Consider the following 24,495-nt stretch of genomic DNA (forward strand, 5'->3'; position numbering starts at 1 on the left):
GCTTACTTGTTGTCCATCTGCAGCACGGCCAGGAACGCTTCCTGCGGGATCTCCACGCGGCCGACCTGCTTCATGCGCTTCTTGCCTTCCTTCTGCTTTTCCAGAAGCTTCTTCTTGCGCGAGACGTCGCCACCATAGCACTTGGCCAGCACGTTCTTGCGCATCGCCTTGACCGTGGTGCGGGCGATGATCTGCGAGCCGACGGCAGCCTGGATGGCCACGTCGAACATCTGGCGGGGGATCAGGTCCTTCATCTTCTCGCACAGCTCGCGGCCGCGGCGGTCGGCGTGGCTGCGGTGCACGATCAGCGACAGTGCGTCGACCTTGTCACCGTTGATCAGCACGTCAACGCGCACGAACGGGCCCGCGTCGAAGCGCACGAAGTGGTAATCCAGCGAGGCATAGCCACGGCTGACCGACTTCAGCTTGTCGAAGAAGTCCAGTACCACCTCGGCCATCGGCAGCTCGTAGCTGATCTGCACCTGGCTGCCCAGGTAGTTGATGCCGATCTGGCTGCCGCGCTTTTCTTCGCACAGCTTGATGATGTTGCCGATGTATTCCTCGGGAGTGAGCACATTGGCGCGGATGATCGGCTCGCGGATCTCCTCGACCTGGTTCACCGGCGGCAGCTTGGCCGGGTTGTCCATGTTGATGACCGAGCCGTCGGTCTTCAGGACCTCATACACCACCGTCGGCGCGGTGCTGATCAGGTCCAGGTTGTATTCGCGTTCCAGGCGCTCCTGCACGATCTCCATGTGCAGCATGCCCAGGAAGCCGCAGCGGAAGCCGAAGCCCATCGCTTCGGAGCTTTCCGGCTCGAAACGCAGCGCGGCATCGTTCAGGCGCAGCTTGTCCAGCGCTTCGCGCAGGTCCGGGTAGTCTTCGGCATCGACCGGGAACAGGCCGGCGAACACGCGCGGCTGCATTTCCTGGAAGCCCGGCAGCGGCTTCGGCGCCGGATCGCCGGCCAGGGTGAGGGTGTCGCCGACCGGCGCACCATGCACGTCCTTGATGCTGGCGGTGACCCAGCCCACTTCACCGGCACGCAGCGCCGGCAGCACCTTGCGCTTGGGAGTGAACACGCCGACGTTGTCGACCTGGTGGTTGCGGCCGGTCGACATCACCTGCAGCTTGTCACCGGCCTTGATCTCGCCCTGCATCACGCGCACCAGCGAGACCACGCCCAGGTAGTTGTCGAACCACGAGTCGATGATCAGCGCCTGCAGCTTGTCGGTGTCGCGCGGCACCGGCGGCGGGATGCGATGGACGATCGCCTCCAGCACGTCCTGCACGTTGAGGCCGGTCTTGGCACTGACCGGCACGGCGTCGGAGGCGTCGATGCCGATCACGGCCTCGATCTCGGCCTTGGCGCGCTCGATGTCGGCGGTGGGCAGGTCGATCTTGTTGATCACCGGCACCACTTCCAGGCCCTGCTCCACTGCGGTATAGCAGTTGGCCACCGACTGCGCTTCCACGCCCTGCGCCGCATCGACCACCAGCAGCGCGCCTTCGCAGGCGGCCAGCGAGCGGCTGACTTCATACGAGAAGTCGACGTGGCCGGGGGTGTCGATGAAGTTCAGGTGATAGGTCTGCCCGTCCTTGGCCAGGTACGGCAGTGACACCGATTGCGCCTTGATCGTGATGCCACGCTCGCGCTCGATGGGATTGGAGTCGAGCACCTGCGCTTCCATCTCGCGGGCCTGCAGGCCACCACAGAGCTGGATGATGCGGTCGGCCAGCGTGGACTTGCCGTGGTCGACATGGGCGATGATGGAGAAGTTGCGGATGTTCCGCATCGAATCAGAAGACATAGGTGGCGGCGGCGCGCGGCGTCGTCAGGGTAACGGTCGATTATCGCATGCCCGGCGCCCGGCCGCGAAAACTGCCTCATCGGACCGGGGCCAGAACGGACGAAGCCCCGCCGGGGCGGGGCTTCGGGGGCGGCGCCGGCGCCGCCGAAGCGGCCCTGGCAGGGGCCTTACTGGCCGGCCTTCACCGCCACGAAGGCGCTGTTGCCGTTGGCCGTGCGGACCAGCAGCATCACCACGTCGTCCTTCTTGAAGCTGGACAACGCCCGGTTCAGGGCATCGACGCTGCCGACCGCAGTGCGGCCGACCTGCAGGATCACCATGCCCGGCGACAGGCCGGCATCGCGTGCTGCCTGGCCCTTGACCCCGGTAATGCGCACGCCTTCATTGCCGTTGAGCCCCAGCTGCTTGCGCTGGGCCGCGTTCAGGTCGCTGACGTCCAGCCCCAGCAGGGCGTTGGCACCGGTCTGCGGAGCCGCCTCGCCAGCGCCAGCCGACGGCCCGCGGGCATTGCCCTGCCCGTCCTCGCTCAGTGCGGTCAGCGTGGCACTGAGCTCATGCGGCTTGCCGTCGCGGTAAACCACCAGGTTCACCTTGCTGCCCGGCGCCATCGCACCGATCAGCGGCGGCAGGTCGGACCAGCTGTTGACCGCGCTGCCGTTGACCGAGCGGATGACATCGCCCACCTGCACGCCGGCCTTGGCGGCCGCACTGCCGGCCACGATCTGGTTGACCAGCGCGCCGCGGCTGTCCGGCAGGCCCAGTCCCTGCGCCTTCAGCGAATCGATCGGTTCGACCACCGCGCCGAGCTGGCCGCGGGTGACCTTGCCGCTCTTCTTGATCTGCTCGACCGCGCTCATCGCCAGGTCGATCGGGATCGCGAAGCTGATGCCCATGTAGCCGCCGGAGGCCGAGAAGATCTGCGAGTTGATGCCGACCACTTCGCCGCGGGTGTTCAGCAGCGGACCGCCGGAATTGCCCTGGTTGATCGCCACGTCGGTCTGGATGAACGGCACGTAGCGCTGGTCAGGCCCCCCCGTACTGCGACCGACGGCGCTGACCACGCCGGCGGTAACGGAATGGTCGAGGCCGAACGGCGAGCCGATCGCGACAACCCATTGGCCCGGCTTCAGGGTGTTGGAATCACCCACGCGCACGGTGGGCAGGTTCTTGCCATCGATCTTGAGCAGGGCCACGTCGTACTGCTGGTCGCTGCCCACCACCTTGGCGGTGAACTCGCGGCTGTCGCCCAGCTTGACCTTCACCTCGCTGGCGTCGGCCACCACGTGGTAGTTGGTCAGTACATAGCCATCGGGCGAGATGATGAAGCCCGATCCCATGCCACGCCCCTTGATGCTGGGACCGCCATCCTGCCCACCCGGCCCCTGCCCCGGCATCGGGAAGTCAGGGCCGAAGAAGCGGCGGAAGAACTCGGGCATGTCATCGTCGCCCATCGGGCCGCGCGAGGCCTGGCGGTTGTTGCGGACGATGGTGGTGTCGACGTTGACCACGCCCGGGCCGACCTGTTCGACCAGGTTGGTGAAGTCGGGCAGGCCGCTGACCAGCGGTTGTGCAGGCGCCCGCGGCGCCGCGGCCGGCGCAGGCTGGGCCGGGGCGGCAGGCGCAGGCGCCGGCGCCTGCGCGCAGGCCACCAGGGGAAGGGTCAGGGCCAGCAGGCCAATGGCCTGCGTGCGAAGTCGGGGAGTCATCGGACGGCAACCTCCGGGTCGGATGGAAAGAGGAATACGGGCCCCGCCGACGGCGGGGCGTGAAGGCGCCCGGCTCAGTCGCGCGGGCGCGGCGGCACCGGCAGGTCGTCCTGCAGGCGCGGCTCGAACGGGTAGAACGCGGCACCGCCGGCGCGGGCCGGGAAACTGGCATTGAGCGCGCCACCTGCGGTCGGCGCCAGGCTGGAGCGCGGCCACGGCCGGGCCTGCAGCCCGCCGACCTCGCCGAATGGCAGGTTGCGGTTGGCGTTGGCCGGTACGGTCGGAGCCAGCGGTGCCTGCACGGCGGCGATGGCGCGCTGCGGAGCGTCATCGCGCTGGGCGGCACGCGCAGCCTGCTGGCTGCGGGTTGCACTGGCGCGGCGGGCGTCCTGGCGACGGCTGGTAGCAGCCATCGCCACAGCCGGCGCCGCCGCCACGGCCATCGCGGCGGTATCCACCGATGCTTCGGTCACCGGGGCCGGCGAGGTCGGCGCCGGCGGCAGTTCCGCCTGGCTGGCGATCACCTGGGGGGCCAATGGCTCGCCGGGAGTGGCCTCCTTCAGCTTCTCGCCCCCCATGAACAGGGCGACCGCAGCAACCGATGCGGCCAGAGCCGCGCCGCCGCCCCAGGCCCGCCAGCCACTGCGACGTACCTGGCGACGCGGCTCGGCCTGCGGCGTCGGCTCGGCCGCGATGGCGGCAGCCACGGCGGCACTGAACCCGGCCGGAGCCAGTGCCGACGCCTGCCCGCGCATCACGTCGCCCAGCAGCTGCCAGCGCTCCTGGCAACCGGCCAGCTCGGGGTCGTGCTCCATCCGGCGCAGCAGGAAACGCGCTTCATCGGCGCCCAGCTCGCCATCGACCAGGGCCGACAGCTGCTCGCGATGGCGCTGGTCCAGGCGCTGCCCGGCGGGCGATTGATGGTTCTGCGATTCGTTGAACGGGTTACTGGTCATACGCGGCTCTTCTCACGGGTGGCGCTGCCGATGTCCAGCAGCGGCCGGAGTTCGGTGTCGATCGCCTCGCGCGCCCGGAAGATCCGTGAACGCACCGTGCCGATCGGGCACCCCATCTTCTGCGCGATATCCTCGTAGCTCAGGCCTTCCACCTCGCGCAGGGTGATCGCTGACCGGAGTTCTTCCGGCAGCGCGTTGACGGCCTTCATCACCGTCTGTTCCAGCTCCTGGCGCATCAACTCGCGTTCGGGCGTGTCGGTGTCACGCAGGCGCGTACCACTGTCGAACTGTTCGGCATCGCCGATGTCGATGTCATCGGTCGGCGGCCGTCGATTGTGTGAAGCCAGGTAGTTTTTGGCGGTATTCACGGCGATTCGATGCAACCAGGTTGAGAACTGGGCATCGCCACGGAAACTCCCGATCGCGCGGTAGGCACGGATGAAAGTGTCCTGGGCGACGTCCTGACATTCGCTCCAGTCGGCGATGTAGCGACCGACGAGGGCCACCACCCGATGCTGGTACTTGCGCACCAGGACATCGAAGGCGGCACTCTCGCCGTGCTGCACGCGCCGGACCAGTTCCAGATCCAGCTCCTGTGGTGTATCAACCTCGGCCATGAGGGGCCGCACTCCTGTCAGCCCAACCGACGTCGGGCAATGAGACTGCCAATCCCGGGAAAAGTTCAGTCGCCGATCACCTGGCGCCGCACCAGCTTTTAACCACCGTTCCGTTAGCGTCCCGGTCCACGGCCATGGATCCGGGGGCGCCACTCCCCTGCTATTGGGATTTGACGCGAGGGAAACAACCTCTGGATCATAGCCGCTTCTCCATACACAACCGGATGGAACGTCCATGCTTTCAGGCTTCGATGGTCTCCGCTTCAGCCACTGGCACCCCGAGATCCGCGACGACGGCGTGGTGGTTCTCTCCCTGGATCGTCAGGACAGCAGCGTCAACGCGATGTCGCAGGACGTGCTGCTGGAGCTGGGCGACCTGCTTGAGCGCATCGCGCTGGACCCACCCAAGGGCGTGGTGGTCCAGTCGCTGAAGAAGGCCGGCTTCATTGCCGGTGCCGACCTGAAGGAGTTCCAGGAATTCGACCGTCGCGGCACCGTCAATGACGCGATCCGTCGTGGCCAGGCCACCTATCAGAAGCTGGCCGAGCTGCCCTGCCCCACCGTTGCGGCGATCCACGGCCACTGCCTGGGAGGCGGCACCGAACTGGCGCTGGCCTGCCGCTACCGCGTGGCGTCCAATGACAGCAGCACCCGCATCGGCCTGCCGGAAACCCAGCTTGGCATCTTCCCGGGCTGGGGCGGCAGCGCCCGCCTGCCGCAGTTGGTGGGCGCGCCGGCGGCAATGGACTTGATGCTGACCGGCCGCACCCTGTCGGCCTCGGCCGCGCGTGGCATCGGCCTGGTCGACAAGGTGGTGGCGCCAGCGGTGGTGCTCGACACCGCCGTCGCGCTGGCGCTGTCCGGCACCACCCGCCCGTTCAAGCAGCGCGCGACGGCATGGGCCACCAACACCTGGCTGGCACGCAGGCTGCTGGCGCCGCAGATGGTCAAGCAGGTCGCACGCAAGGCGAAGAAGGACCAGTACCCGGCGCCGTACGCGCTGATCAGCACCTGGCAACGCAGTGGCGGCAAGCCCATCCAGGCCCGCCTGGACGCCGAGCGGCGCGCCGTGGTCAAGCTGGCCAGTACACCGACCGCGCGCAATCTGATCCGTATCTTCTTCCTCACCGAGCGACTGAAGGGCCTGGGCAGTGGTGATTCCGGCATCCGTCACGTGCACGTGGTCGGCGCCGGCGTGATGGGCGGCGACATCGCCGCGTGGGCCGCTTACAAGGGCTTCGAGGTGACCCTGCAGGACCGCGAGCAGCGCTTCATCGACCCGGCCATGGAACGCGCGCAGGCGCTGTTCGCCAAGAAGGTGCGCGACGAAAGCAAGCGCCCCGCCGTGGCCGCACGCCTGCGTGCCGACCTGGAAGGCAATGGGGTTGCCGAAGCGGATCTGGTGATCGAGGCGATCATCGAGAACCCGGAAGCCAAGCGTGCGCTGTACCAGACGCTGGAACCGAAGATGAAGCAGGACGCCCTGCTGACCACCAATACCTCGTCGATCCCACTGGTGGAACTGCGCGATCACATCCAGCGCCCGGCGCAGTTCGCCGGCCTGCACTACTTCAACCCGGTAGCGCAGATGCCGCTGGTGGAAATCATCCACCACGATGGCATGGCGCCGGAGACCGAGCGCCGCCTGGCCGCGTTCTGCAAGGCGCTGGGCAAGTTCCCGGTGCCGGTGGCCGGCAGTCCGGGCTTCCTGGTCAACCGCGTGCTGTTCCCGTACATGCTGGAAGCGGCCACCGCCTACGCCGAAGGCGTCCCGGGCCCGGTGATCGACAAGGCCGCAGTGAAGTTCGGCATGCCGATGGGCCCGATCGAACTGATCGATACCGTCGGCCTGGACGTGGCCGCCGGAGTCGGCCGCGAACTGGCACCGTTCCTGGGCCTGCAGATTCCGGCCGCGCTGCAGACGGTGGAACCGGACAAGCGTGGCAAGAAGGATGGCCAGGGCATCTACACCTGGGAAAACGGCAAGCCGAAGAAGCCGGACGTGGCCAGCGACTACCAGGCCCCGGCCGACCTGGAAGACCGCCTGATCCTGCCGCTGTTGAACGAGGCAGTGGCGTGCCTGCATGAAGGCGTGGTGGCCGATGCGGACCTGCTGGATGCCGGCGTGATCTTCGGCACCGGTTTCGCCCCGTTCCGCGGCGGTCCGATCCAGCACATCCGTGCGGTCGGTGCCGATGCGATCGTCGAGCGGTTGAAGGCGCTGCAGCAGCGCCACGGCGACCGTTTCGCCCCGCGCCCGGGCTGGGACAACCCCGCCCTGCGCGAACCAGTGGTTTGAGTTGATCGGCCGGGCCTGCGGCCCGGCACCCGCAGAGGCAACCGCCGAAGCAAAAGCCAAACCCAGAGCCAGAGCCAGAGCCAGAGCAACAGCCGGCTCTGGCTTTTCTGTTTGTTGGGCGGGGCGGTGTCGGGTTGCGGGGACGCCGTAAACCCGTCCTTGGGGGCTTGGCCGCGGCATCCATGCCGCGGACACCCCGCAACCCGACACCGCCCCACCCCTGACAGTTTCCCGGTGACGGTGGGTGAACTGCGATGGCTGTAGGTGTCGACCTTGTTCAGCACGGATCATTACGAACTGGCGGGTGTCGACCTTGGTCGACACCAAGAGCGAAGCGACCGGCGTTTGATTTTGATTTTCTATTTTCTTCTCCGTGGCTGGACGCACACGGAAACTGTCAGAGGTCGGGCGGGTGGGTTGCGCAGGACCGTTGGCGCCATGGATGGCGCCATCGAGCCCCCATGGACGGGTTTACGGCGTGTCCTGCGCCACCCACCCGCCCGGCCAAGCGCGGTTTCTGCTTTTGCTTCTGCCTTCAGCGACCAAGCAACCAGCCACGAGGGGCTGCGCCGTTGGCTGGAACACCCTGTTACCCATACGAGGCATGTCCCCGTCACAGCCGCATGCGATGCTGACCACCTGATCCCTGCCAGCGAGAACGCCCGCATGACCACCATCATCGCCCCGCGCGTGCACGACATCGGCGGCCTCGAAGTCCGCCGCGCCGTCCCCACCCTGCAGGCGCGCAGCATCGGCTCGTTCGTGTTCGTCGACCAGATGGGCCCGGCACTGATGCACCCCGGCACCGCCATCGACGTGCGCCCGCATCCGCATATCGGCCTGGCCACGGTTACCTATCTGTGGTCGGGCGCCATCGGCCACCGCGACACCCTGGGCTCGGATCAGGTCATTCGTCCCGGTGACGTCAACTGGATGACCGCCGGCCGCGGCATCGCCCATTCCGAACGCACGCCACAATCGGACCGCGACCATGACAACCCGATCCACGGCATGCAGACCTGGGTCGCGTTGCCGAAGTCGCATGAGGAAATCGAGCCGGCGTTCTATCACCATGCCGCTGCCACCCTGCCCGAGCAGCGCCGCAAGGGTGCCTGGCTTCGGGTGATCGCTGGCCGCGCCTATGGCGAGGAATCGCCGGTGAAAGTGTTCGCCGATACGCTCAATGTGGCGATCGATCTGGACCCGGACGCGGAAATCGACATCGACGACGGTCACCGCGAGCGCGCGTTGTACATCCTTGAGGGCGACGCGCAGTTGGATGGCGTGGACATTCCCGCACAGCACCTGGTCATCCCCGAAGCCGGCGCACGCGGCCGCCTGCGCGCAAAGACACCGGTGAAGGCGATGCTGTTCGGTGGCGAGCCGCTGGATGGCCCGCGCCACCTGTGGTGGAACTTCGTGTCCAGCTCGAAAGAGCGTATCGAGCAGGCGAAGCACGATTGGGAAGCCGGTCGCTTCGGCACCATCCCCGGCGACGACAAGGAGTTCATCCCGCTGCCGCAGTACTGAGCATCGCGTGTTGCACACATCCGAGGGTGTATTCCTGCACCCGGCGTTGACGCTACAGTCACCCGCTGATCATTGAAATGTGACATAAATCACACTTTCGACCGTCAAAGGAGTGCAATACATGAGCATGGGTAAACGCTTGTCCGCCGAGTTCCTCGGCACGTTCTGGCTGGTTCTGGGTGGCTGTGGCAGTGCAGTGCTGGCCGCCAAGTTCGGTGGTGACAGCAATCCGCTGGGTATCGGCTTCCTCGGCGTGGCGCTCGCCTTCGGCCTGACCGTGGTGACCGGCGCCTATGCGTTCGGCCATATCTCTGGCGCGCACTTCAATCCGGCGGTCAGCGTCGGCCTGTGGGCCGGTGGCCGCTTCCCGACCAAGGACCTGGTGCCGTACATCATCGCCCAGGTTGCGGGTGGCCTGCTGGCCGGCTTCATCCTGCTGCAGATCGCCTCCGGCGCCAGTGGCTTCGCCATCGACGGCAGCCAGGCCGGTGCGTTCGCCAGCAATGGCTATGGCGCGCTGTCGCCCGGTGGTTACAGCGTGGCGGCGGCCTTCCTGTGCGAAGTGGTCCTGACCGCGGTGTTCCTGATCGTGATCATGGGTTCCACCCACGGCAAGGCACCGGCCGGGTTCGCCCCGCTGGCGATCGGCCTGTCGCTGACCCTGATCCACCTGATCAGCATCCCGGTCACCAACACCTCGGTGAACCCGGCCCGCTCCACGGCCGTGGCCTTCTTCGCCGGCAGCGGTGCGGTCAGCCAGTTGTGGCTGTTCTGGGTCGCCCCGTTGCTGGGTGGCGCGATTGGCGGCCTGATCTACAAGTGGATCGGCAACGACCGCTGATCCCCGCAGCAACCATTGCGGCCGACCCTCGGCCGCAATGGTTGCGCTTGCAACCGCGAATTGTGCGATTGCTCACGTTCCGTTAAGGTTGAGTTGACCGTCCGTGCACATGCCGGATGGGGGGCGTCCGGGGATGGGATGCCATGGTCGTCGGCTCTGCTGGCGAAGCCAACCAATTCATCACCTTGGGGGATGCATGAAGTTCGTGCCTGTCATGTTGTCGAGCCTGCTTTTCGCTGCGGCCCACGCCGCCGCGCAGGCGCCGTCCGAATGTCCTTCGCTGCCGGCCAGCAGCGGTCTGCAGTGGCAGCAGCAGGTGCAGGCCGATTTCCTGGTCTGCCGCGCCAGCACCCCTGATGGCCGCGAAGTGCTGAGCCTGATGCTCAGCGCGCGTGACCCGTCCATTCCGCTGAACCGCTCGCTGCGGCAGGAAAAAGGCAGCTTCGGCGGTGAATCGCTGTACTGGTACCAGCCCGACCTGGGCGGTCAGCAACCGCCGGGGTATGCCGAACGGCGCATCAGCGTGGTCAAGCTCGACAAGGGGCGTTACGCGCAGATTTCGCTGTATCCGGACAGCGCGCAGGAGCTGGGGTCACTGCAACAGCTGGCGCAGGGCATGAGCCTGACCCCGTCGGCCGTGGCCGCCGGGCGCTGAGGATGACGGGGATGACTGCCTGGCAGCATCCCCGCAGCGCGACCCCATCCAACGGTTGTGCCGGTCGCTGGCCGGCACCCCGATCCGCCTTCATGCGAGGCAGTTGCCGGCCAGCGGCCGGTACTACGTCAGAACTTGCCTTCCTGGAAATCGACGAAGGCCTGCATCAGTTCCTGCCGCGTGTTCATCACGAACGGCCCGTGGCGCATCACCGGTTCGCGCAGCGGACGGCCGGCCACCAGGATCAGGCGCGCGCCTTCATTGCCGGCCGAGATGTGCAACTGCTCGCCACCGCCCAGCACCGCCAGTTCCTGGCGGGCGACGTCGCGCGCGGCGTCCTGCTCACCCACGGTCACGCCACCTTCGAATACGTACGCAAAGGCGTTGTGCCCTTCCGGCAGCGCATAGGTCCAGGCACGGTCGGGCGCCAGCGTGATGTCGAGGTAGAGCGGGTCGGTGGCCGGTTGCACGATCGGGCCGCGGGTGCCATCGACCGTGCCAGCAATCACCTTCACCTCCACGCCCGCTTCCGGGTGCACCACCGGAATCCGCTCAGGCGCGAACTCCTGGTACTTCGGCTCGGTCATCTTCTCCTTCGCCGGCAGGTTCACCCACAGCTGGAAGCCACGCATCTGCCCGCTTTCCTGCTCGGGCATCTCCGAGTGCACCAGGCCGCGGCCAGCGGTCATCCACTGCACGCTGCCCGGGGTCAGCAGGCCTTCGTTGCCATGGTTGTCGCGATGCCGCATGCGCCCGTCGAGCATGTAGGTGACGGTCTCGAATCCGCGGTGCGGATGCTCCGGGAAACCGGCGATGTAGTCCTCGGCGCGGTCGGTGCCGAATTCATCGAGCAGCAGGAACGGATCGAGGTCGGGCAGCGTCGGGCCACCGATGACGCGGGTCAGGCGCACTCCGGCACCGTCGGAGGTGGGCATGCCACGGATGGTCCGCAGCACGCGGACCGGTTCGGGAAAGCTCATGGCGACTCCTGTTGGATGGATGCCACTGAAGATGGACGCCGCACTGCCACACGCCAATGGACGGCGCCGCAACCGATTGTTCCATCCCTGATGTTCGCTGCACGTCAGCACAACAAGCGTACGACCAAAGTACTACCGCCGATTCGTCCTGTGCCAATTGACCCTGTCGAGGGCACGCGGGACTCTTTGACTGTCTTTCCGGGAGAGAGCACCTCATGAAAGGGTTTTCCAAAATAGGCTGGGCGGTCCTCGCCCTGCTCGGCGCCTTCTGTCTGGGCACCGTGGCCCTGCGCCGCGGCGAACACATCAATGCGCTGTGGATCGTCGTCGCCGCGGTTTCGCTGTACCTGGTGGCCTACCGCTTCTACAGCCTGTTCATCGCCAACAAGGTGATGCAGCTGGATCCGACCCGGGCCACGCCGGCGGTGATCAACAACGATGGCCTGGACTACGTGCCCACCAACAAGCACGTATTGTTCGGCCACCACTTCGCCGCCATCGCCGGCGCCGGCCCGCTGGTCGGCCCGGTCCTGGCCGCGCAGATGGGCTACCTGCCTGGACTGCTGTGGCTGGTGGTGGGCGTGGTGCTGGCCGGTGCGGTGCAGGACTTCATGGTGCTGTTCCTGTCCAGCCGTCGCAACGGCCGTTCGCTGGGCGACCTGGTAAGAGAAGAGATGGGCCAGGTACCCGGCACCATCGCGTTGTTCGGTGCGTTCCTGATCATGATCATCATCCTGGCGGTGCTGGCGATGGTCGTGGTCAAGGCGCTGGCCGAAAGCCCGTGGGGCATGTTCACGGTAATCGCGACGATGCCTATCGCCATCCTGATGGGCGTGTACATGCGCTATATCCGCCCCGGCAAGATCGGCGAGATCTCGGTGGTCGGCCTGATCCTGCTGCTGGCCGCGATCTGGTACGGCGGCAAGGTCGCCGCCGACCCGGTGTGGGGCCCGGCGTTCACGTTCACTGGCACCCAGATCACCTGGATGCTGATCGGCTACGGCTTCGTCGCATCGGTGCTGCCGGTGTGGCTGTTGCTGGCCCCGCGCGACTACCTGTCGACCTTCCTCAAGATCGGCACGATCATCGCGCTGGCCGTCGGCATCCTGATCGTGATGCCGGAACTGAAGATGCCGGCGCTGACCCAGTTCGCCGCCAGTGGCGACGGCCCGGTGTGGAAGGGCGGCATGTTCCCGTTCCTGTTCATCACCATCGCCTGCGGTGCGGTCTCTGGTTTCCATGCGCTGATTTCCTCCGGCACCACGCCGAAGCTGCTGGCCAATGAAGCGCACATGCGCTACATCGGCTACGGCGGCATGCTGATGGAATCGTTCGTGGCGGTGATGGCACTGGTGGCCGCATCGATCATCGACCCGGGCATCTACTTCGCGATGAACAGCCCGGCTGCGGTGATCGGTGCCGATGCTGCGTCGGCGGCGCACTACATCACCAACACCTGGGGCTTCACCATCACGCCGGAGCAGCTGACCGCGACCGCGGCGGCGATCGGCGAGCCGACCATCCTGCATCGTGCAGGTGGCGCGCCGACACTGGCGGTGGGCATCGCGCAGATCCTGCACGAAGCAATCCCCAGTGGCAGCGACGCAATGATGGCGTTCTGGTACCACTTCGCGATCCTGTTCGAAGCATTGTTCATCCTGACCGCGGTGGACGCCGGCACCCGTGCTGGACGCTTCATGCTGCAGGACCTGCTGGGCAACTTCGTGCCGGCCCTGAAGAAGACCGAGTCGTGGACCGCCAACATCATCGGTACCGCCGGCTGCGTGGCGCTGTGGGGCTACCTGCTCTACACCGGTGTGGTCGATCCGTTCGGCGGCATCCAGACCCTGTGGCCGTTGTTCGGCATCTCCAACCAGATGCTGGCCGGTATCGCACTGATGCTGGGCACGGTAGTGCTGTTCAAGATGAAGCGCGACCGCTATGCGTGGGTCACTGCGGTACCGGCGGTGTGGCTGCTGATCTGCACCACCTATGCCGGCTTCATCAAGATCTTCGACAGCAACCCGGCGCAGGGTTTCCTGGCACAGGCACACAAGTTCCAGGCCGCGCTCGCCAGCGACACGATCACGGCGCCGGCCAAGTCGGTGGCGCAGATGAAGCAGATCGTGGTCAACGCCTACGTCAATACCGGCCTGACCGCGCTGTTCCTGCTGGTGGTGGGCGCAGTCCTGGTGTATTCGATCAAGACCATCCTGGCGGCACGCCGCAATCCGCAGCGCAGCGACCGCGAGACCCCTTACGTGGCGCTGAAGCCGCATGAAATGGTGGATCTGTGATGAGTACGCAACTGGTTCCCGCCGGCCAGTACCAGGCGCACCGCCGCATCTGGCGGCGCCTGGTGCAGACCGCACGACTGTGCTGTGGCATTCCTGATTACGACAACTACGTCCGGCATATGCTGGAAAAGCATCCGGACCAGGAGCCGATGGACTACAAGACGTTCTTCCGCGAGCGCCAGGAAGCGCGCTACGGCGGACGCAATGGTGGCCGCTGCTGTTGATGCTCAGGTTCGACAGCGCTGCAGCGGCCTTCAGTAGATCCACGCCATGCGTGGATGAAGACCGCCGCTGATCGAATGGTGTCCGGGGTCAGATCCGTTTCCTCCGGGAAACGGATCTGACCCCTTCTTTGAAAAAAGGCCGAGCGCGGGCTCGGCCCTACACGGGCAGAGCGGGTTCGCGGCGCACGCCGCGAACCCGCAACAGGATCCGGTCAGAACTCAGGCGCCGGCCATCCACTTCAGGATCAGGCCGGTGACATAAGCCAACCCGGTACCGGTGGCATAGCCCACCGTACCCAGCAGCACCCCCACCGGCGCCAGCGTCGGATGGAACGCCGCAGCAACCACCGGTGCCGAGGCGGCCGCCCCGATGTTGCCCTGCGAACCTATCGCGAAGAAGAACAGCGGCGCGCGCAGCAGCTTGGCCACCACCCACAGCACCAGCACATGCGTGGCCATCCAGATCGCGCCGAGCAGGAACAGCCACGGCCGATCCAGCAGCGACAGCAGGTTCATCTGCATGCCGATGCAGGCGATCAGGAAGTACAGAAACACCGTGCCCAACCGCGAAGCGCCTGCGGCTTCCAGCCGGCGCGCACGGGTGAAGCTCAGGCCCAGGCCCATCGCCGTGGACAGCAGGATCACCCACACGAACTGGCTGTCCAGGCTGAACTGGCTGGCCCAGCTGACGTTGGCATTGAACCAGCCCGACAGCGGTGCGGCGATGGCGTGGGCCAGGCCGACGCCACCCAGTGCCACGCCGACGATCACCATCAGGTCGGTCATGCTGGGAATGCGCGCGTTCTGTGCCTCGTAGGCGCTGATGCGTGCCTTCATCTCGTCGATGGCGCGCGTATCGGCCCCGTTGCGGGTGTCGATCTGCTGCGCGCGGTTGGCCAGGAACAGCAGGATCGCCATCCACAGGCTGGCGCAGGCCACGTCGACCACGGCGAACTGGCCGAAGGTGGTGGCGTCGGTGCCGAACACCTCACGCATGGCGACCATGTTGGCGCCGCCACCGATCCAGCTGCCGGCCAGTGCGGCCATGCCGGCCCAGGTATCACCGGCCACCGTTTCCGGATGGATCAGCTTCATCAGCTGGAAGGAGACGATCGCACCGAGCATGATGCCAGCGGTACCGGCACAGAACACAAGCAACAGCTTCGGCCCCAGCTTGATGACGCCCTTGAGGTCGATCGACAGCGTCAGCAGGACCAGCGCGGCCGGCAGCAGCACGTCACGCGCGACCGGGTTGTACAGCGAGGTGTTGTGGCCATCGATGACACCGGCGGTGTTGTAGATGGCGGGGATGAAATAGCACAGCAGCAGTGCCGGCACCCAGGCGAAGATCTTCTTCAACAGCGGGGTCGGACCACTGGCGGCCCAGAAGATCAGGGCCAGGGTGGCGGCAATCAGGCCCAGTCCAACGATATCGTTGCTGATCAGGGCAGTAGCGGGTTCGGTCGGCATGGGATCCTCTGTCGATCGAAAGAGCGGGAAAAAAAAGCGCCGCATGAAGCGGCGCAGGTCGAGATTAACACTGTCTTCACGCCGGGTCATGCCGCAGCGCGGAGCAGGTCGGCCGTCCGATCAGGCGGGGCGCGAAGCGCCGAAGTCCAGGGTGACACGCGTCCCGCGCGGTTGGCAGGGCTGCAACTGCAGCGTCCAGCCCAGGTGCTCGCACAGCCGCGCGATCAGGTCCAGGCCGATGCCACTGCCTCGATCGGCACGCTCACCGCGGGCCATGCGCGCGTGGATCGCCGCGATCTCCTCCGGGCTCATCCCATGCCCGGGGTCCTGCAGCGTCAGTACCGCCGACGAACTCAGCTGCAGCTCGATATGGCCGCGGCCGCTGTTTTCGATGGCATTGCGCAGCAGGTTGCCGATCGCCGCCTGCACCACCGCCAGCGGCGCGACGATATCCACCGGCGCGGCCTGGATACCGATGCTCAGGTCCTTGTCGCCGAGCAGGTGTCGATGGTCGTCGACGATCTCCGGCAGCAGCTGGTCCAGTGCGATGCGCTCGGCACGCGCGGCCAGGCGCGCAGGATCACGCGCCAGCACCAGCAGCAGCTCGATCAGCTGCTCCACGCTCTGTGCCGTGCGCAGGACCCGCTGCATCTGCTGGCGGGCACGTTCGGGCAAGCCCGGTTGCTCCAGCGCCAGCTCGGCTGCACCGGTCATCACTGCGATCGGCGTGCGCAGTTCGTGGCTGGCGGTACTGATGAAGACCCGCTCACGCTCGACGAACTGCTCGTTGCGGTCCAGGTAGTCGTTCAGCGCATCGGCGATGGTGTGCAGCTCGGAACTGCCGCGCGGGTCGACCTCGATGCGCTGGCCCTGAACGCCCGGCCGCAATGCGCCGATGTGCTGGGCCAGCAGGCTCAACGGGCGCACCATGCGTTCCATACCGAAGGACGCCATCAGCACGGTGACGAAGATCATGATCACCCCGGCCAGCATCACCCAGCGCGTGGCGAACTGCTCCAGATCATGGAAGTCGGAGATGTCCAGCGCCAGCGCGACACGTCCCATCGACCGGGTCTCGCGCACCATCACCGCCGTCTCCCGGCCTTTGATCATCACGCCGTCGTGAAGGCCCGGATGCAGCGTACGCAGGCTGTCAGGCAGGTTGACTGCATCGAAGCGGTACAGGCTGAGCGTGTCCGAATCCTGCCAGCGATAGTGCGGCTCATGCTCGACGTGCTCGACGATGCTGTCCAGTTCGGAATTGAGCAGCGCGCGCCAGGCGGCATGTTCGGCGTGTTCGTGCACGTAGTTGCCGACGCTGAACACGGCGATCGACAGCAGGGCCAGGTAGCCCAGCAACCACCACACCACGCGCCGGTACAGCGGGCCCGGCCTACGCGCCTTCATCATCATCCTTGCCTGCACCGGCGGCCGCGGTCACCGCAAGACGGTAACCAACCCGCGGCAGGGTGTGGATCAGCTTGTCGGCAAACGGACCGTCGACGCTGCGGCGCAGCTCGTAGACATGCGAGCGCAGCAGGTCACCATCCGGTGGCTCATCGCCCCACAGGGCGAACTCCAGCTGTTGGCGGGTGACCGCACCGGGGCTGGCACGCATCAGCACCTCCAGCAGCTTGCGGCAGGCCGGGTACAGGTGGAGTACCTGCCCCCCCCGCTGGGCTTCGAGGGTCGCCAGGTCCAGCACCAGGTCGCCCACCTGCAGGCGCTTGCGCGGGTTTCGGCCCTGCGCACGCAGCAGCAGCGCCTCCAGCCGAACTTCCAGCTCGGGCAGGGCGAACGGCTTGGTCAGGTAGTCGTCGGCACCTGCGCGGAATCCGGTGATCTTGTCCGGCAGCTCGTCGCGCGCGGTCAGCATGATCACCGGCACCTCCGAAGCGTGCTCGGCGCGCAGGCGACGCAGCACCTCCGGCCCCTCCATGCGTGGCAGCATCCAGTCCAGGATCACCGCGTCGTAGGGGTGGCTGCCGGCCAGGTGCAGGCCGGTGATGCCGTCCGGGGCCACGTCGAGCACATGCCCGCGCGACTCGAAGTAGTCGAACAGGTTGGCCACCAGCTGGCGGTTGTCCTCGATCACCAACAGACGCATGCACGAAACATCCACGGAAGTTCGTACCATGGTAGCGCTGCGCATGTCGGAATGCGGTCGCCCCGGCCTCCTCTGACGCTTTTCCAACCCCCGCCACCTCAGAATGGCCGTTTTGCTCCCGGAGCCTGCCGTGCCCGTAGCCCTGCCCCGCCGTTGGCGCCTGCCCCTGTTGTGGCTGTTGATCGTTGCTGCGCTGGCAGCGGGGATCGGCCTTCGGCAGCCGCAGCCACCGGACGAGCCGCGCTTCGTGCTGGCGGCCCGCACCATGGTCGAAAGCGGGCAATGGCTGCTGCCGCACCGGGGCGTGGAGCTGTATGCGGAGAAGCCGCCGGTCTTCATGTGGCTGCAGGCGGCGGCCTACGAGATCGTCGGCAGCTGGCAGTGGTCGTTCCTGCTGCCGTCGCTGCTGGGCGCCCTGCTCAGCCTGTGGTTGGTGTCGGATCTGGCACGCCGACTGTGGTCACCGCGGCATTCCCTGTACGCCCTGGCGGCGCTGTTCTGCACCCTGCAGTTTGGCCTGATGGCCAAGCGCGCGCAGATCGACATGGTGCTGGTCGGCATGACCACGGTGGCCCTGTGGGGCTTGATGCGCCACCTGTGCGAACGCCGCAACTTGGCTGCCTTGTGGCTGGCGGGGTTCGCCGCTGGCCTCGGCACGGTGACCAAAGGCGTGGGTTTCCTGCCGCTGCTGGTGGTCCTGCCGTGGTTCGGCTGGTGGCTGTACCAGCGTCGCCGCGGTCGCAGCGTGGACGGCCCCCACCCGGCAACGCTGCTGTGGCTGATCCCGGCCTTCCTGCTGGGCGTGTCGGTGTGGCTTGCCCCGCTGGGCTGGGCGCTGCTGCACACGCCCAGCGCCGAACTGCAGGCCTACGCGCATGAACTGTTGTTCAAGCAGACCGGTACCCGCTATGCCAACGCCTGGCACCATCGCCAACCGGCCTGGTACTACCTGCAGGTGATCCTGACCCTATGGCTGCCGGGCAGCCTGCTGCTGCCGCTGCTGTTCAAGCCGTGGTGGCGCCGCATCCGCCGGGGCGACCGCCGGCAGTGGCTGCTGCTGGGCTGGGCGCTGCTGGTGCTGGTGTTCTTCAGCGCCAGCCCGGGCAAGCGCGAGGTCTATGTGCTGCCGATGCTGCCTGCGATGGCACTGGCGGTTGCGCCGTTGTTGCCCGGCTTGCTGCGCCGGCTGTGCGTGCGCCGCTATCTGTTCGGCTACAGCGTGGTGCTGATGCTGGCCACCGGCGTGCTCGGCGTGATGCTGATGACCGAGCACCCGTGGGCCTTGGCGCAACTGGAGCGCCGGGCCATGCCCGATGCGCTGCTGCCGGTGCTGGGTGATGGCCTGCTGACCTTCGCCATCGCGCTGGCCACGCTGGTCGTCTGGTTGCGGGTGCGCCGCGCCACGACACTGGTGCTGTTGACCCACGGCATGCTGTGGATGCTCTACGGCCTGGTGCTGATTCCGGCACTGGATCCCTACGCATCGGCATCGGCGCTGATGCGCCGCGTCGGCGCACGGATCGGTCCGGACGCCGAACTGGCGCTGGTCGCCTGGCGCGAGCAGAACCTGCTGCAGGCTGACCGCCCGGTACGCGAGTTCGGCTTCAAGCGGCCCTGGGCCGAGCAGTGGCACGACGCCGGCCCGTGGGTGGCCGAGGCGCCGGACAAGCGCTGGCTGCTGGTGCTGGACGAGGCGATGAGCCCCTGCGTGGATCCGGCCAAGGTGATCGATATCGGTGTTGCCAACAGGAATCGTTGGCAACTGCTTCCCGGTACGGCCTGGGATCCGCAATGCCACGCCGAACGGGCCGGCTCGACCGCCGAAGAAGACTGAACGTTGACTCGTGCCGGGCAAGCATTAACCCGGCGCGAACGAGCGTCCGACCCTTCTCCGACATGCAGGTGACGAGCATGACTGCGGATTCCCGAACCCGCCTTCCCTCAGCATGCCCGTTCGTCCCCTTGATTCGATCGCGCCGCTTGCGACATCGCCACTGGCGTCAAGATTCGCCGTAACTCACTTTTGGCTGCCTGTCGCAATCGGTCTGCCCGTGTTTGCGCTGCTGATGGGGTTCGGCGGCGACCAGTGGGTGGCCGACCACCTGTTCCGTCTTGAGGGCGGCCGATGGGTGCTACAGGACGCCTGGATCACCCGCACGGTGGTGCACAAGGCCGGCAAATGGCTGAGCACGTCAGCGGCCTTGGTCGCGATCCTGCTGTGCTTCCACCACTGGCGTAAAGGACGCGATCACACCCTGCGGTGGGCGCTGCTTTATGTCGTACTTGCCCTGGCGCTGGGCACCGGCGTGATCTCCCTGCTGAAGTCACTGGTGCCGATGGAATGCCCTTGGGACTTGCTGCGCTACGGCGGCCACCAGCCATTTATCGGGCTTTTCACCGCACGCCCCGCTGGCATGGCCGCGCAGGCCTGCTTCCCGGCCGGGCACGCCAGTGCCGGCTACGCCTGGCTGTGCCTGTACTATTTCGCCCTCCTATGGCGCCCGTCGTGGCGCTGGGCCGGGTTGTGGATCGGCCTCGGCGCCGGTTTGGTGTTCGGCATCGGCCAGCAGCTGCGCGGTGCGCATTTCCTTTCGCATGACGTCGCCACTGCATTGATCTGCTGGCTGCTTTCGCTCGGCCTCTATCTGATCGCCAAGCGCGTCCTGACACACCGTCAACTGAACCATGCCAACCGCCAGGAGGCAAACGCATGAGCGCATCGGTCCAACGGCCCGCCCGCCTCCCCGCCCTTGCGGGTCTGCGCCACTGGCGGCCGCAGCTGTCCACCGAAGCGCTGATCGCGCTGACCAGCCTGTTCTTCGCGGTGGCCGGCAATGGCCTGTTCTGGCACAGCGCGATGGCCAGCCATCCAGGCAGCCTGCGCTACGCGCTTTCGCTGCTGCTGTTGCTGCTGGGTGCTCACGGCGTGCTGCTGGGCATCCTGGTCTGGCGCTGGAACGCCAAGGTGGTGATCAGCCTGTTGCTGCTGGTGACCGCATTCGCCGCGCACTACATGAGTCGCTACCACATCTACCTGGATGCGGACATGCTGCGCAACGTGCTGGCGACGGACCCCAAGGAAAGCCGCGAGCTGATGACCGTGTCGCTGCTGTGGCCGGTACTGTTGCTGGCCGTGTTGCCGATGGCGGTGTTGTGGCGCGTGCAGCTGCGTCGCCGCAGCTGGGGCCGCACCCTGCTGTGGCGACTGGGGTTCCTGGCGGTGGCCGCGGTGACCGCCGTCGGCGGCGCGTTGATCTCGTTCCAGGATGTTTCGGCACTGATGCGCAACCAGCGCGAAGTGCGTTACCTCGCCACCCCGGCCAACGTGCTGCTGGGCATGCCGCGTGCGCTGCGTGGCGACAACCCGGTGCAGCGCGCACCGAAGCTGCCGATCGGCACCGACGCCAAGGCCACTCCGCGAGCGCCGGCCAGCAAGCCGCGCCTGCTGGTGATCGTCATGGGCGAGACCGTGCGTGCGCAGAACTGGGGCCTCAACGGTGGCCGCAACACCACTCCGGAACTGGCGCAGGCCAGCGTGATCAATTTCCCGGACATGCATTCGTGCGGCACCAGCACGGAGGTCTCGCTGCCGTGCCTGTTCTCGCCGTGGGGCCGCCACGACTACGACGAGAAGAAGATCCGTGCGCACCAGTCGCTGCTGCACGTACTGAACCGCGCCGGCATCGCGCCGCTGTGGCGTGACAACCAGTCCGGCTGCAAGGGCGTGTGCGAGGGCCTGGACTTCCAGTCATTGTCCGACGCCACTACACCCGGCCTGTGCGCGGATGGTCGCTGCATGGACGAGATCCTGCTGCAGGACCTGGCCACCCAGGTGCGGGCCAAGCCCGGCGACCGGGTGGTGGTGCTGCACCAGCTGGGCAACCACGGCCCGGCCTACTTCGAGCGCTACCCGCCCGCCTTTGCCCGCTTCAAGCCAACCTGCGACACCCGTGACATCGGCCGTTGCTCGCGCGACGAGATCACCAACAGCTATGACAACGCGGTGTTGTACACCGATCATTTCCTGAGCAAGACCATTGGTACCCTGCAGGGCATGCAGGATTACGACACGGCGATGATCTACCTGTCCGACCATGGTGAATCGCTGGGCGAGAAGGGCCTGTTCCTGCATGGCGTGCCGTATGCGATCGCACCGGCCGAGCAGACCCGCGTACCGATGACGATGTGGTTCTCGCCGGGCTTCGCCAGCAGCCGTGGGTTGGATCTGCAGTGCGTGCGCAAGCGTTCGGCGGCGTATACCGACCACGACAACCTGTTCCCGTCGGTGCTGGGCCTGATGCAGGTGAAGACGGCGCTGTACGAGCGCGACCGCGACGTGTTCGCCAACTGCGAAGGTTGAGGGTTGTTCGGCAGGGCTTGCAGCCCTGCACCTGCAGGGGCAACGGCAACGGCCGAAGCAACAGCAGAAGCGGGTTTCCTGAGGGGTGGCGGGGTGGGTCCGGTTGCGGGGTACGCTGCAAGTACGTCCATGTAAGCTCGGTCGCCGCATCCATGCGGCTCACGCCCCCGCAACCGGACCCACCCCGCCTTCGACAGTTTTCCGCGATCTGTCGGAACGATCTTGGGGTCAGATCCGTTTTCCGGAGGAAAACGGATCTGACCCCATTTTGATTGTCGATACCTGACAGATGTGTCGACCAAGGTCGACACCTACCAACAGCCGCCACGATCTGTCAGACGTGGGGCGGTGTGGGCTTGCAGGACCGTTGGCGCCATGGATGGCGCCATCGAGCCCCCATGGATGGGTTTACGGCGTGTCCTGCAAGCCCACACCGCCGCGCCATCCCACGGATACCCCGCTGTTGCGGTTGCTTCGGCGGTTGCTGTTGCTTGTGCTCTGGCCTCTGCGGGTGCCGGGCGCCGCCCGGCTGACGTCCGCCACTTGCGGTGGCAGCGACGGCCCACTAGCCTTCGGCCGTCGTTCACCACCCAAGGACCGCCCGTGAAACACCGTCATCTCCTGCTGGCCTCGGCAATCGCCGCCGCCACACTGGCCCTGGCCGCCTGCAAGAAGGAAGCTGCCCCAGGCACCGATACCGCCAGCAGCAGCGCTCCGGCCGGTGAAACCGCCGACCAGTTCGTGGCCCGCATCAATGCCGAATTCAAGGCCGCTTACCCGGAGATGACCTCGGCGCAGTGGCTGTCCTCCACCTACATCAACGGTGATTCGGAACGCATTGCGGCCAAAGCCAACGAGCGTTCGCTCACCCAGCTCAACAGCTGGATCGAACAGGCCGCCAAGTTCGACGGCAAGCCGATGAGCGAGGACAGCAAGCGCGCGATCCACCTGCTGAAGCTGATGTCGTCGATGCCTGCACCGCGCGACCCGGCCAAGCTGGCCGAGCTGACCCAGATCGCCACCCGCATGGAAGGCAGCTACGGTGCCGGCAAGTACTGCACCGATGCCAATGATCCGAACTCCTGCCGCCAGCTGGGCGAGCTGGAACAGGTGCTGGCGCGCAGCCGCGACTACGACAAGCAGCTCGACGCCTGGCAGGGCTGGCACAGCACCACCAAGAGCATGCGCGGCGACTACCAGAAGTTCGTCGGCCTGGTGAACGAGGGCGCCAAGGGCATGGGCTTTGCCGATGCCGGCCAGATGTGGCGCAGCGGCTATGACATGCCGCCCGAACAGATCGGCCCGGAAACCGACCGCCTCTGGGAACAGGTCAAGCCGATGTACGAGCAGCTGCACTGCTACGCACGCGGCAAGCTGGACAAGACCTACGGCAAGGACAAGGCCGAAGTGGGCAACGGCCTGATCGCCGCGCACCTGCTCGGCAACATGTGGCAGCAGGACTGGTCGAACCTGTGGGACCAGCTGGAACCCTACCCCGGCGCCGGCAGCCTGGACATCACCGCGGCACTGGAAAAGCAGTACCAGGCCAACCTGAGCGCGGCGCTGGCCAAGGCCGGCAAGGACGCCAACGTGGCGGCGCAGTACAAGGCCCAGCGCGAAGCCGAACTGCGTACCGCCAAGCAGATGACCGAACGCGCACAGGACTTCTATGTGTCGCTGGGCATGCCGTCGCTGCCGCAGTCGTACTGGGAACGCACCCAGTTCATCAAGCCCGACGACCGCGATGTGGTCTGCCACGCCAGCGCCTGGGACATGAACATGGAAGGCGATGTGCGCACCAAGATGTGCATCAAGCCGAACGAAGAGAACTTCACCACCATCTACCACGAGCTGGGCCACATCTATTACGACCTGGCCTACAACCCGCTGCCGCCGCTGTTCCAGGGCGGTGCCAACGATGGCTTCCATGAGGCGATCGGCGACACCATCGTGCTGGCGATGACGCCCAAGTACCTCAGCTCGATCGGCCTGGTCGATGCACCGACCGAGAGCCGCGAAGCGGTCATCAACAACCAGATGCGCATGGCGCTGTCGGGCGTGTCGTTCCTGCCGTTCGGGCTGATGATCGACCGCTGGCGCTGGGGCGTGTTCGATGGTTCGATCACCGCCGACAACTACAACAAGGCGTGGTGGGACCTGAAGGCCAAGTACCAGGGCGTGGCCCCGGCCAGCACCCGTGGCGAGGAATTCTTCGATCCGGGCGCGAAGTACCACGTGCCGGGCAACACCCCGTACACCCGCTACTTCCTGGCCCGCATCCTGCAGTTCCAGTTCTACAAGGGCCTGTGCGATGCGGCCGGCTACAAGGGCCCGCTGCACGAGTGCACCTTCTACGGCAACAAGGAAGCCGGCCAGAAATACTGGGCGATGCTGAGCAAGGGTGCCAGCCAGCCGTGGCAGGCCACGCTGAAGGAGCTGACCGGCACCGACAAGCTCGATGCCGGCCCGATGATCGAGTACTTCACTCCGGTCAACGAGTGGCTGAAGCAGCAGAACGAAGGCCAGATGTGTGGCTGGCAGGCCAACGCCGCCCCGGCGGCGAAATGAGAAAAGGGGCGGGTCCGCAAGGATCCGCCCCCTTCTGTAGCGCCGGCCGCTGGCCGGCAGCTTGTGAGACCACA

18 protein-coding genes are annotated in these 24,495 nt (G+C 66.5%); 10 read left to right on the forward strand and 8 right to left on the reverse strand.

Features of this window, described 5'->3' with window-relative positions:
* Window positions 1-2: 2 nt before the first annotated feature.
* The 4 genes from lepA to rpoE form a co-directional block, all read right to left on the reverse strand.
* Entirely contained in the window at window positions 3-1,796 is a 1,794-nt protein-coding gene (gene lepA, locus ACSYHF_RS14865; protein WP_005418237.1) for a translation elongation factor 4, read from the reverse strand.
* 182 nt (window positions 1,797-1,978) lie between these two features.
* A complete protein-coding gene (locus tag ACSYHF_RS14870; protein ID WP_111174641.1) occupies window positions 1,979-3,517 on the reverse strand; it encodes a DegQ family serine endoprotease in 1,539 nt (512 codons plus the stop codon).
* 74 nt (window positions 3,518-3,591) lie between these two features.
* Window positions 3,592-4,473, reverse strand: a complete 882-nt coding sequence (locus tag ACSYHF_RS14875; RefSeq protein ID WP_065179471.1) for a sigma-E factor negative regulatory protein — start codon at window positions 4,471-4,473, stop codon at window positions 3,592-3,594.
* Entirely contained in the window at window positions 4,470-5,090 is a 621-nt protein-coding gene (gene rpoE, locus ACSYHF_RS14880) for an RNA polymerase sigma factor RpoE (protein ID WP_005418256.1), read from the reverse strand. The genes ACSYHF_RS14875 and rpoE overlap by 4 nt, the downstream gene beginning before the upstream one ends.
* A gap of 235 nt (window positions 5,091-5,325) precedes the next feature.
* Here rpoE and ACSYHF_RS14885 point away from each other — a divergent pair, with 235 nt between their 5' ends.
* From ACSYHF_RS14885 to ACSYHF_RS14900, 4 genes are all read left to right on the forward strand, one after another.
* Window positions 5,326-7,389, forward strand: a complete 2,064-nt coding sequence (locus ACSYHF_RS14885) for a 3-hydroxyacyl-CoA dehydrogenase NAD-binding domain-containing protein (protein ID WP_005418265.1) — start codon at window positions 5,326-5,328, stop codon at window positions 7,387-7,389.
* A 666-nt stretch (window positions 7,390-8,055) separates the two neighbouring features.
* A complete protein-coding gene (locus ACSYHF_RS14890; RefSeq protein WP_005418267.1) occupies window positions 8,056-8,919 on the forward strand; it encodes a pirin family protein in 864 nt (287 codons plus the stop codon).
* A gap of 121 nt (window positions 8,920-9,040) precedes the next feature.
* Entirely contained in the window at window positions 9,041-9,760 is a 720-nt protein-coding gene (gene aqpZ, locus ACSYHF_RS14895) for an aquaporin Z (protein ID WP_069139993.1), read from the forward strand.
* 196 nt (window positions 9,761-9,956) lie between these two features.
* The gene (locus ACSYHF_RS14900) at window positions 9,957-10,415 is read left to right on the forward strand and encodes a hypothetical protein (RefSeq protein ID WP_032954397.1); all 459 of its coding nucleotides are present in this window, start codon (window positions 9,957-9,959) and stop codon (window positions 10,413-10,415) included.
* A gap of 128 nt (window positions 10,416-10,543) precedes the next feature.
* Here the strand turns inward: ACSYHF_RS14900 and ACSYHF_RS14905 are convergent, their stop codons facing one another.
* Entirely contained in the window at window positions 10,544-11,395 is an 852-nt protein-coding gene (locus tag ACSYHF_RS14905) for a pirin family protein (RefSeq protein WP_053499689.1), read from the reverse strand.
* A 215-nt stretch (window positions 11,396-11,610) separates the two neighbouring features.
* Here ACSYHF_RS14905 and ACSYHF_RS14910 point away from each other — a divergent pair, with 215 nt between their 5' ends.
* A complete protein-coding gene (locus ACSYHF_RS14910; RefSeq protein ID WP_005418274.1) occupies window positions 11,611-13,692 on the forward strand; it encodes a carbon starvation CstA family protein in 2,082 nt (693 codons plus the stop codon).
* The gene (locus ACSYHF_RS14915) at window positions 13,692-13,916 is read left to right on the forward strand and encodes a YbdD/YjiX family protein (RefSeq protein ID WP_005410613.1); all 225 of its coding nucleotides are present in this window, start codon (window positions 13,692-13,694) and stop codon (window positions 13,914-13,916) included. The genes ACSYHF_RS14910 and ACSYHF_RS14915 overlap by 1 nt, the downstream gene beginning before the upstream one ends.
* A gap of 219 nt (window positions 13,917-14,135) precedes the next feature.
* Here ACSYHF_RS14915 and ACSYHF_RS14920 read toward each other — a convergent pair whose 3' ends face one another.
* From ACSYHF_RS14920 to ACSYHF_RS14930, 3 genes are all read right to left on the reverse strand, one after another.
* A complete protein-coding gene (locus ACSYHF_RS14920) occupies window positions 14,136-15,386 on the reverse strand; it encodes a DUF819 family protein (RefSeq protein ID WP_447575765.1) in 1,251 nt (416 codons plus the stop codon).
* Between the two features lie 120 nt (window positions 15,387-15,506).
* Window positions 15,507-16,793, reverse strand: coding sequence for a sensor histidine kinase (locus tag ACSYHF_RS14925; RefSeq protein WP_005418277.1), 1,287 nt, complete (start codon window positions 16,791-16,793; stop codon window positions 15,507-15,509).
* Window positions 16,780-17,493 carry a response regulator transcription factor gene (locus ACSYHF_RS14930; protein ID WP_005418278.1) on the reverse strand — a complete coding sequence of 238 codons (714 nt, stop codon included), beginning with the start codon at window positions 17,491-17,493 and terminating at the stop codon, window positions 16,780-16,782. Before ACSYHF_RS14930 ends, ACSYHF_RS14925 begins: the two co-directional genes overlap by 14 nt.
* Before the next feature lie 130 nt (window positions 17,494-17,623).
* On the opposite strand from ACSYHF_RS14930, the gene ACSYHF_RS14935 reads away from it, so the two are divergent.
* The 4 genes from ACSYHF_RS14935 to ACSYHF_RS14950 all read left to right on the forward strand — a co-directional run bounded on the left by ACSYHF_RS14935 (window position 17,624) and on the right by ACSYHF_RS14950 (window position 24,421).
* Complete coding sequence (locus tag ACSYHF_RS14935; protein WP_447575766.1) at window positions 17,624-19,327, forward strand: ArnT family glycosyltransferase; 1,704 nt, start codon at window positions 17,624-17,626, stop codon at window positions 19,325-19,327.
* Between the two features lie 112 nt (window positions 19,328-19,439).
* Window positions 19,440-20,207, forward strand: coding sequence for a phosphatase PAP2 family protein (locus ACSYHF_RS14940; protein WP_447575767.1), 768 nt, complete (start codon window positions 19,440-19,442; stop codon window positions 20,205-20,207).
* Complete coding sequence (locus tag ACSYHF_RS14945) at window positions 20,204-21,853, forward strand: phosphoethanolamine transferase (protein WP_447575768.1); 1,650 nt, start codon at window positions 20,204-20,206, stop codon at window positions 21,851-21,853. Before ACSYHF_RS14940 ends, ACSYHF_RS14945 begins: the two co-directional genes overlap by 4 nt.
* Window positions 21,854-22,456: 603 nt before the next feature.
* On the forward strand, window positions 22,457-24,421 hold the full coding sequence (locus ACSYHF_RS14950; protein WP_065178233.1) for a M2 family metallopeptidase: 1,965 nt from the start codon (window positions 22,457-22,459) through the stop codon (window positions 24,419-24,421).
* The last annotated feature ends 74 nt before the right edge of the window (window positions 24,422-24,495 follow it).

It is taken from the genome of Stenotrophomonas maltophilia group sp. P373 (assembly GCF_053295075.1).

What these genes read in the sequence shown, in the direction of transcription:
- lepA (WP_005418237.1), bottom strand. Translation starts at nt 1,796, where the DNA reads ATGCGGAACATCCGCAACTTCTCCATCATCGCCCATGTCGACCACGGC.
- ACSYHF_RS14870 (WP_111174641.1), bottom strand. Translation starts at nt 3,517, where the DNA reads ATGACTCCCCGACTTCGCACGCAGGCCATTGGCCTGCTGGCCCTGACC.
- ACSYHF_RS14875 (WP_065179471.1), bottom strand. Translation starts at nt 4,473, where the DNA reads ATGACCAGTAACCCGTTCAACGAATCGCAGAACCATCAATCGCCCGCC.
- rpoE (WP_005418256.1), bottom strand. Translation starts at nt 5,090, where the DNA reads ATGGCCGAGGTTGATACACCACAGGAGCTGGATCTGGAACTGGTCCGG.
- ACSYHF_RS14885 (WP_005418265.1), top strand. Translation starts at nt 5,326, where the DNA reads ATGCTTTCAGGCTTCGATGGTCTCCGCTTCAGCCACTGGCACCCCGAG.
- ACSYHF_RS14890 (WP_005418267.1), top strand. Translation starts at nt 8,056, where the DNA reads ATGACCACCATCATCGCCCCGCGCGTGCACGACATCGGCGGCCTCGAA.
- aqpZ (WP_069139993.1), top strand. Translation starts at nt 9,041, where the DNA reads ATGAGCATGGGTAAACGCTTGTCCGCCGAGTTCCTCGGCACGTTCTGG.
- ACSYHF_RS14900 (WP_032954397.1), top strand. Translation starts at nt 9,957, where the DNA reads ATGAAGTTCGTGCCTGTCATGTTGTCGAGCCTGCTTTTCGCTGCGGCC.
- ACSYHF_RS14905 (WP_053499689.1), bottom strand. Translation starts at nt 11,395, where the DNA reads ATGAGCTTTCCCGAACCGGTCCGCGTGCTGCGGACCATCCGTGGCATG.
- ACSYHF_RS14910 (WP_005418274.1), top strand. Translation starts at nt 11,611, where the DNA reads ATGAAAGGGTTTTCCAAAATAGGCTGGGCGGTCCTCGCCCTGCTCGGC.
- ACSYHF_RS14915 (WP_005410613.1), top strand. Translation starts at nt 13,692, where the DNA reads ATGAGTACGCAACTGGTTCCCGCCGGCCAGTACCAGGCGCACCGCCGC.
- ACSYHF_RS14920 (WP_447575765.1), bottom strand. Translation starts at nt 15,386, where the DNA reads ATGCCGACCGAACCCGCTACTGCCCTGATCAGCAACGATATCGTTGGA.
- ACSYHF_RS14925 (WP_005418277.1), bottom strand. Translation starts at nt 16,793, where the DNA reads ATGAAGGCGCGTAGGCCGGGCCCGCTGTACCGGCGCGTGGTGTGGTGG.
- ACSYHF_RS14930 (WP_005418278.1), bottom strand. Translation starts at nt 17,493, where the DNA reads ATGCGTCTGTTGGTGATCGAGGACAACCGCCAGCTGGTGGCCAACCTG.
- ACSYHF_RS14940 (WP_447575767.1), top strand. Translation starts at nt 19,440, where the DNA reads ATGCCCGTTCGTCCCCTTGATTCGATCGCGCCGCTTGCGACATCGCCA.
- ACSYHF_RS14945 (WP_447575768.1), top strand. Translation starts at nt 20,204, where the DNA reads ATGAGCGCATCGGTCCAACGGCCCGCCCGCCTCCCCGCCCTTGCGGGT.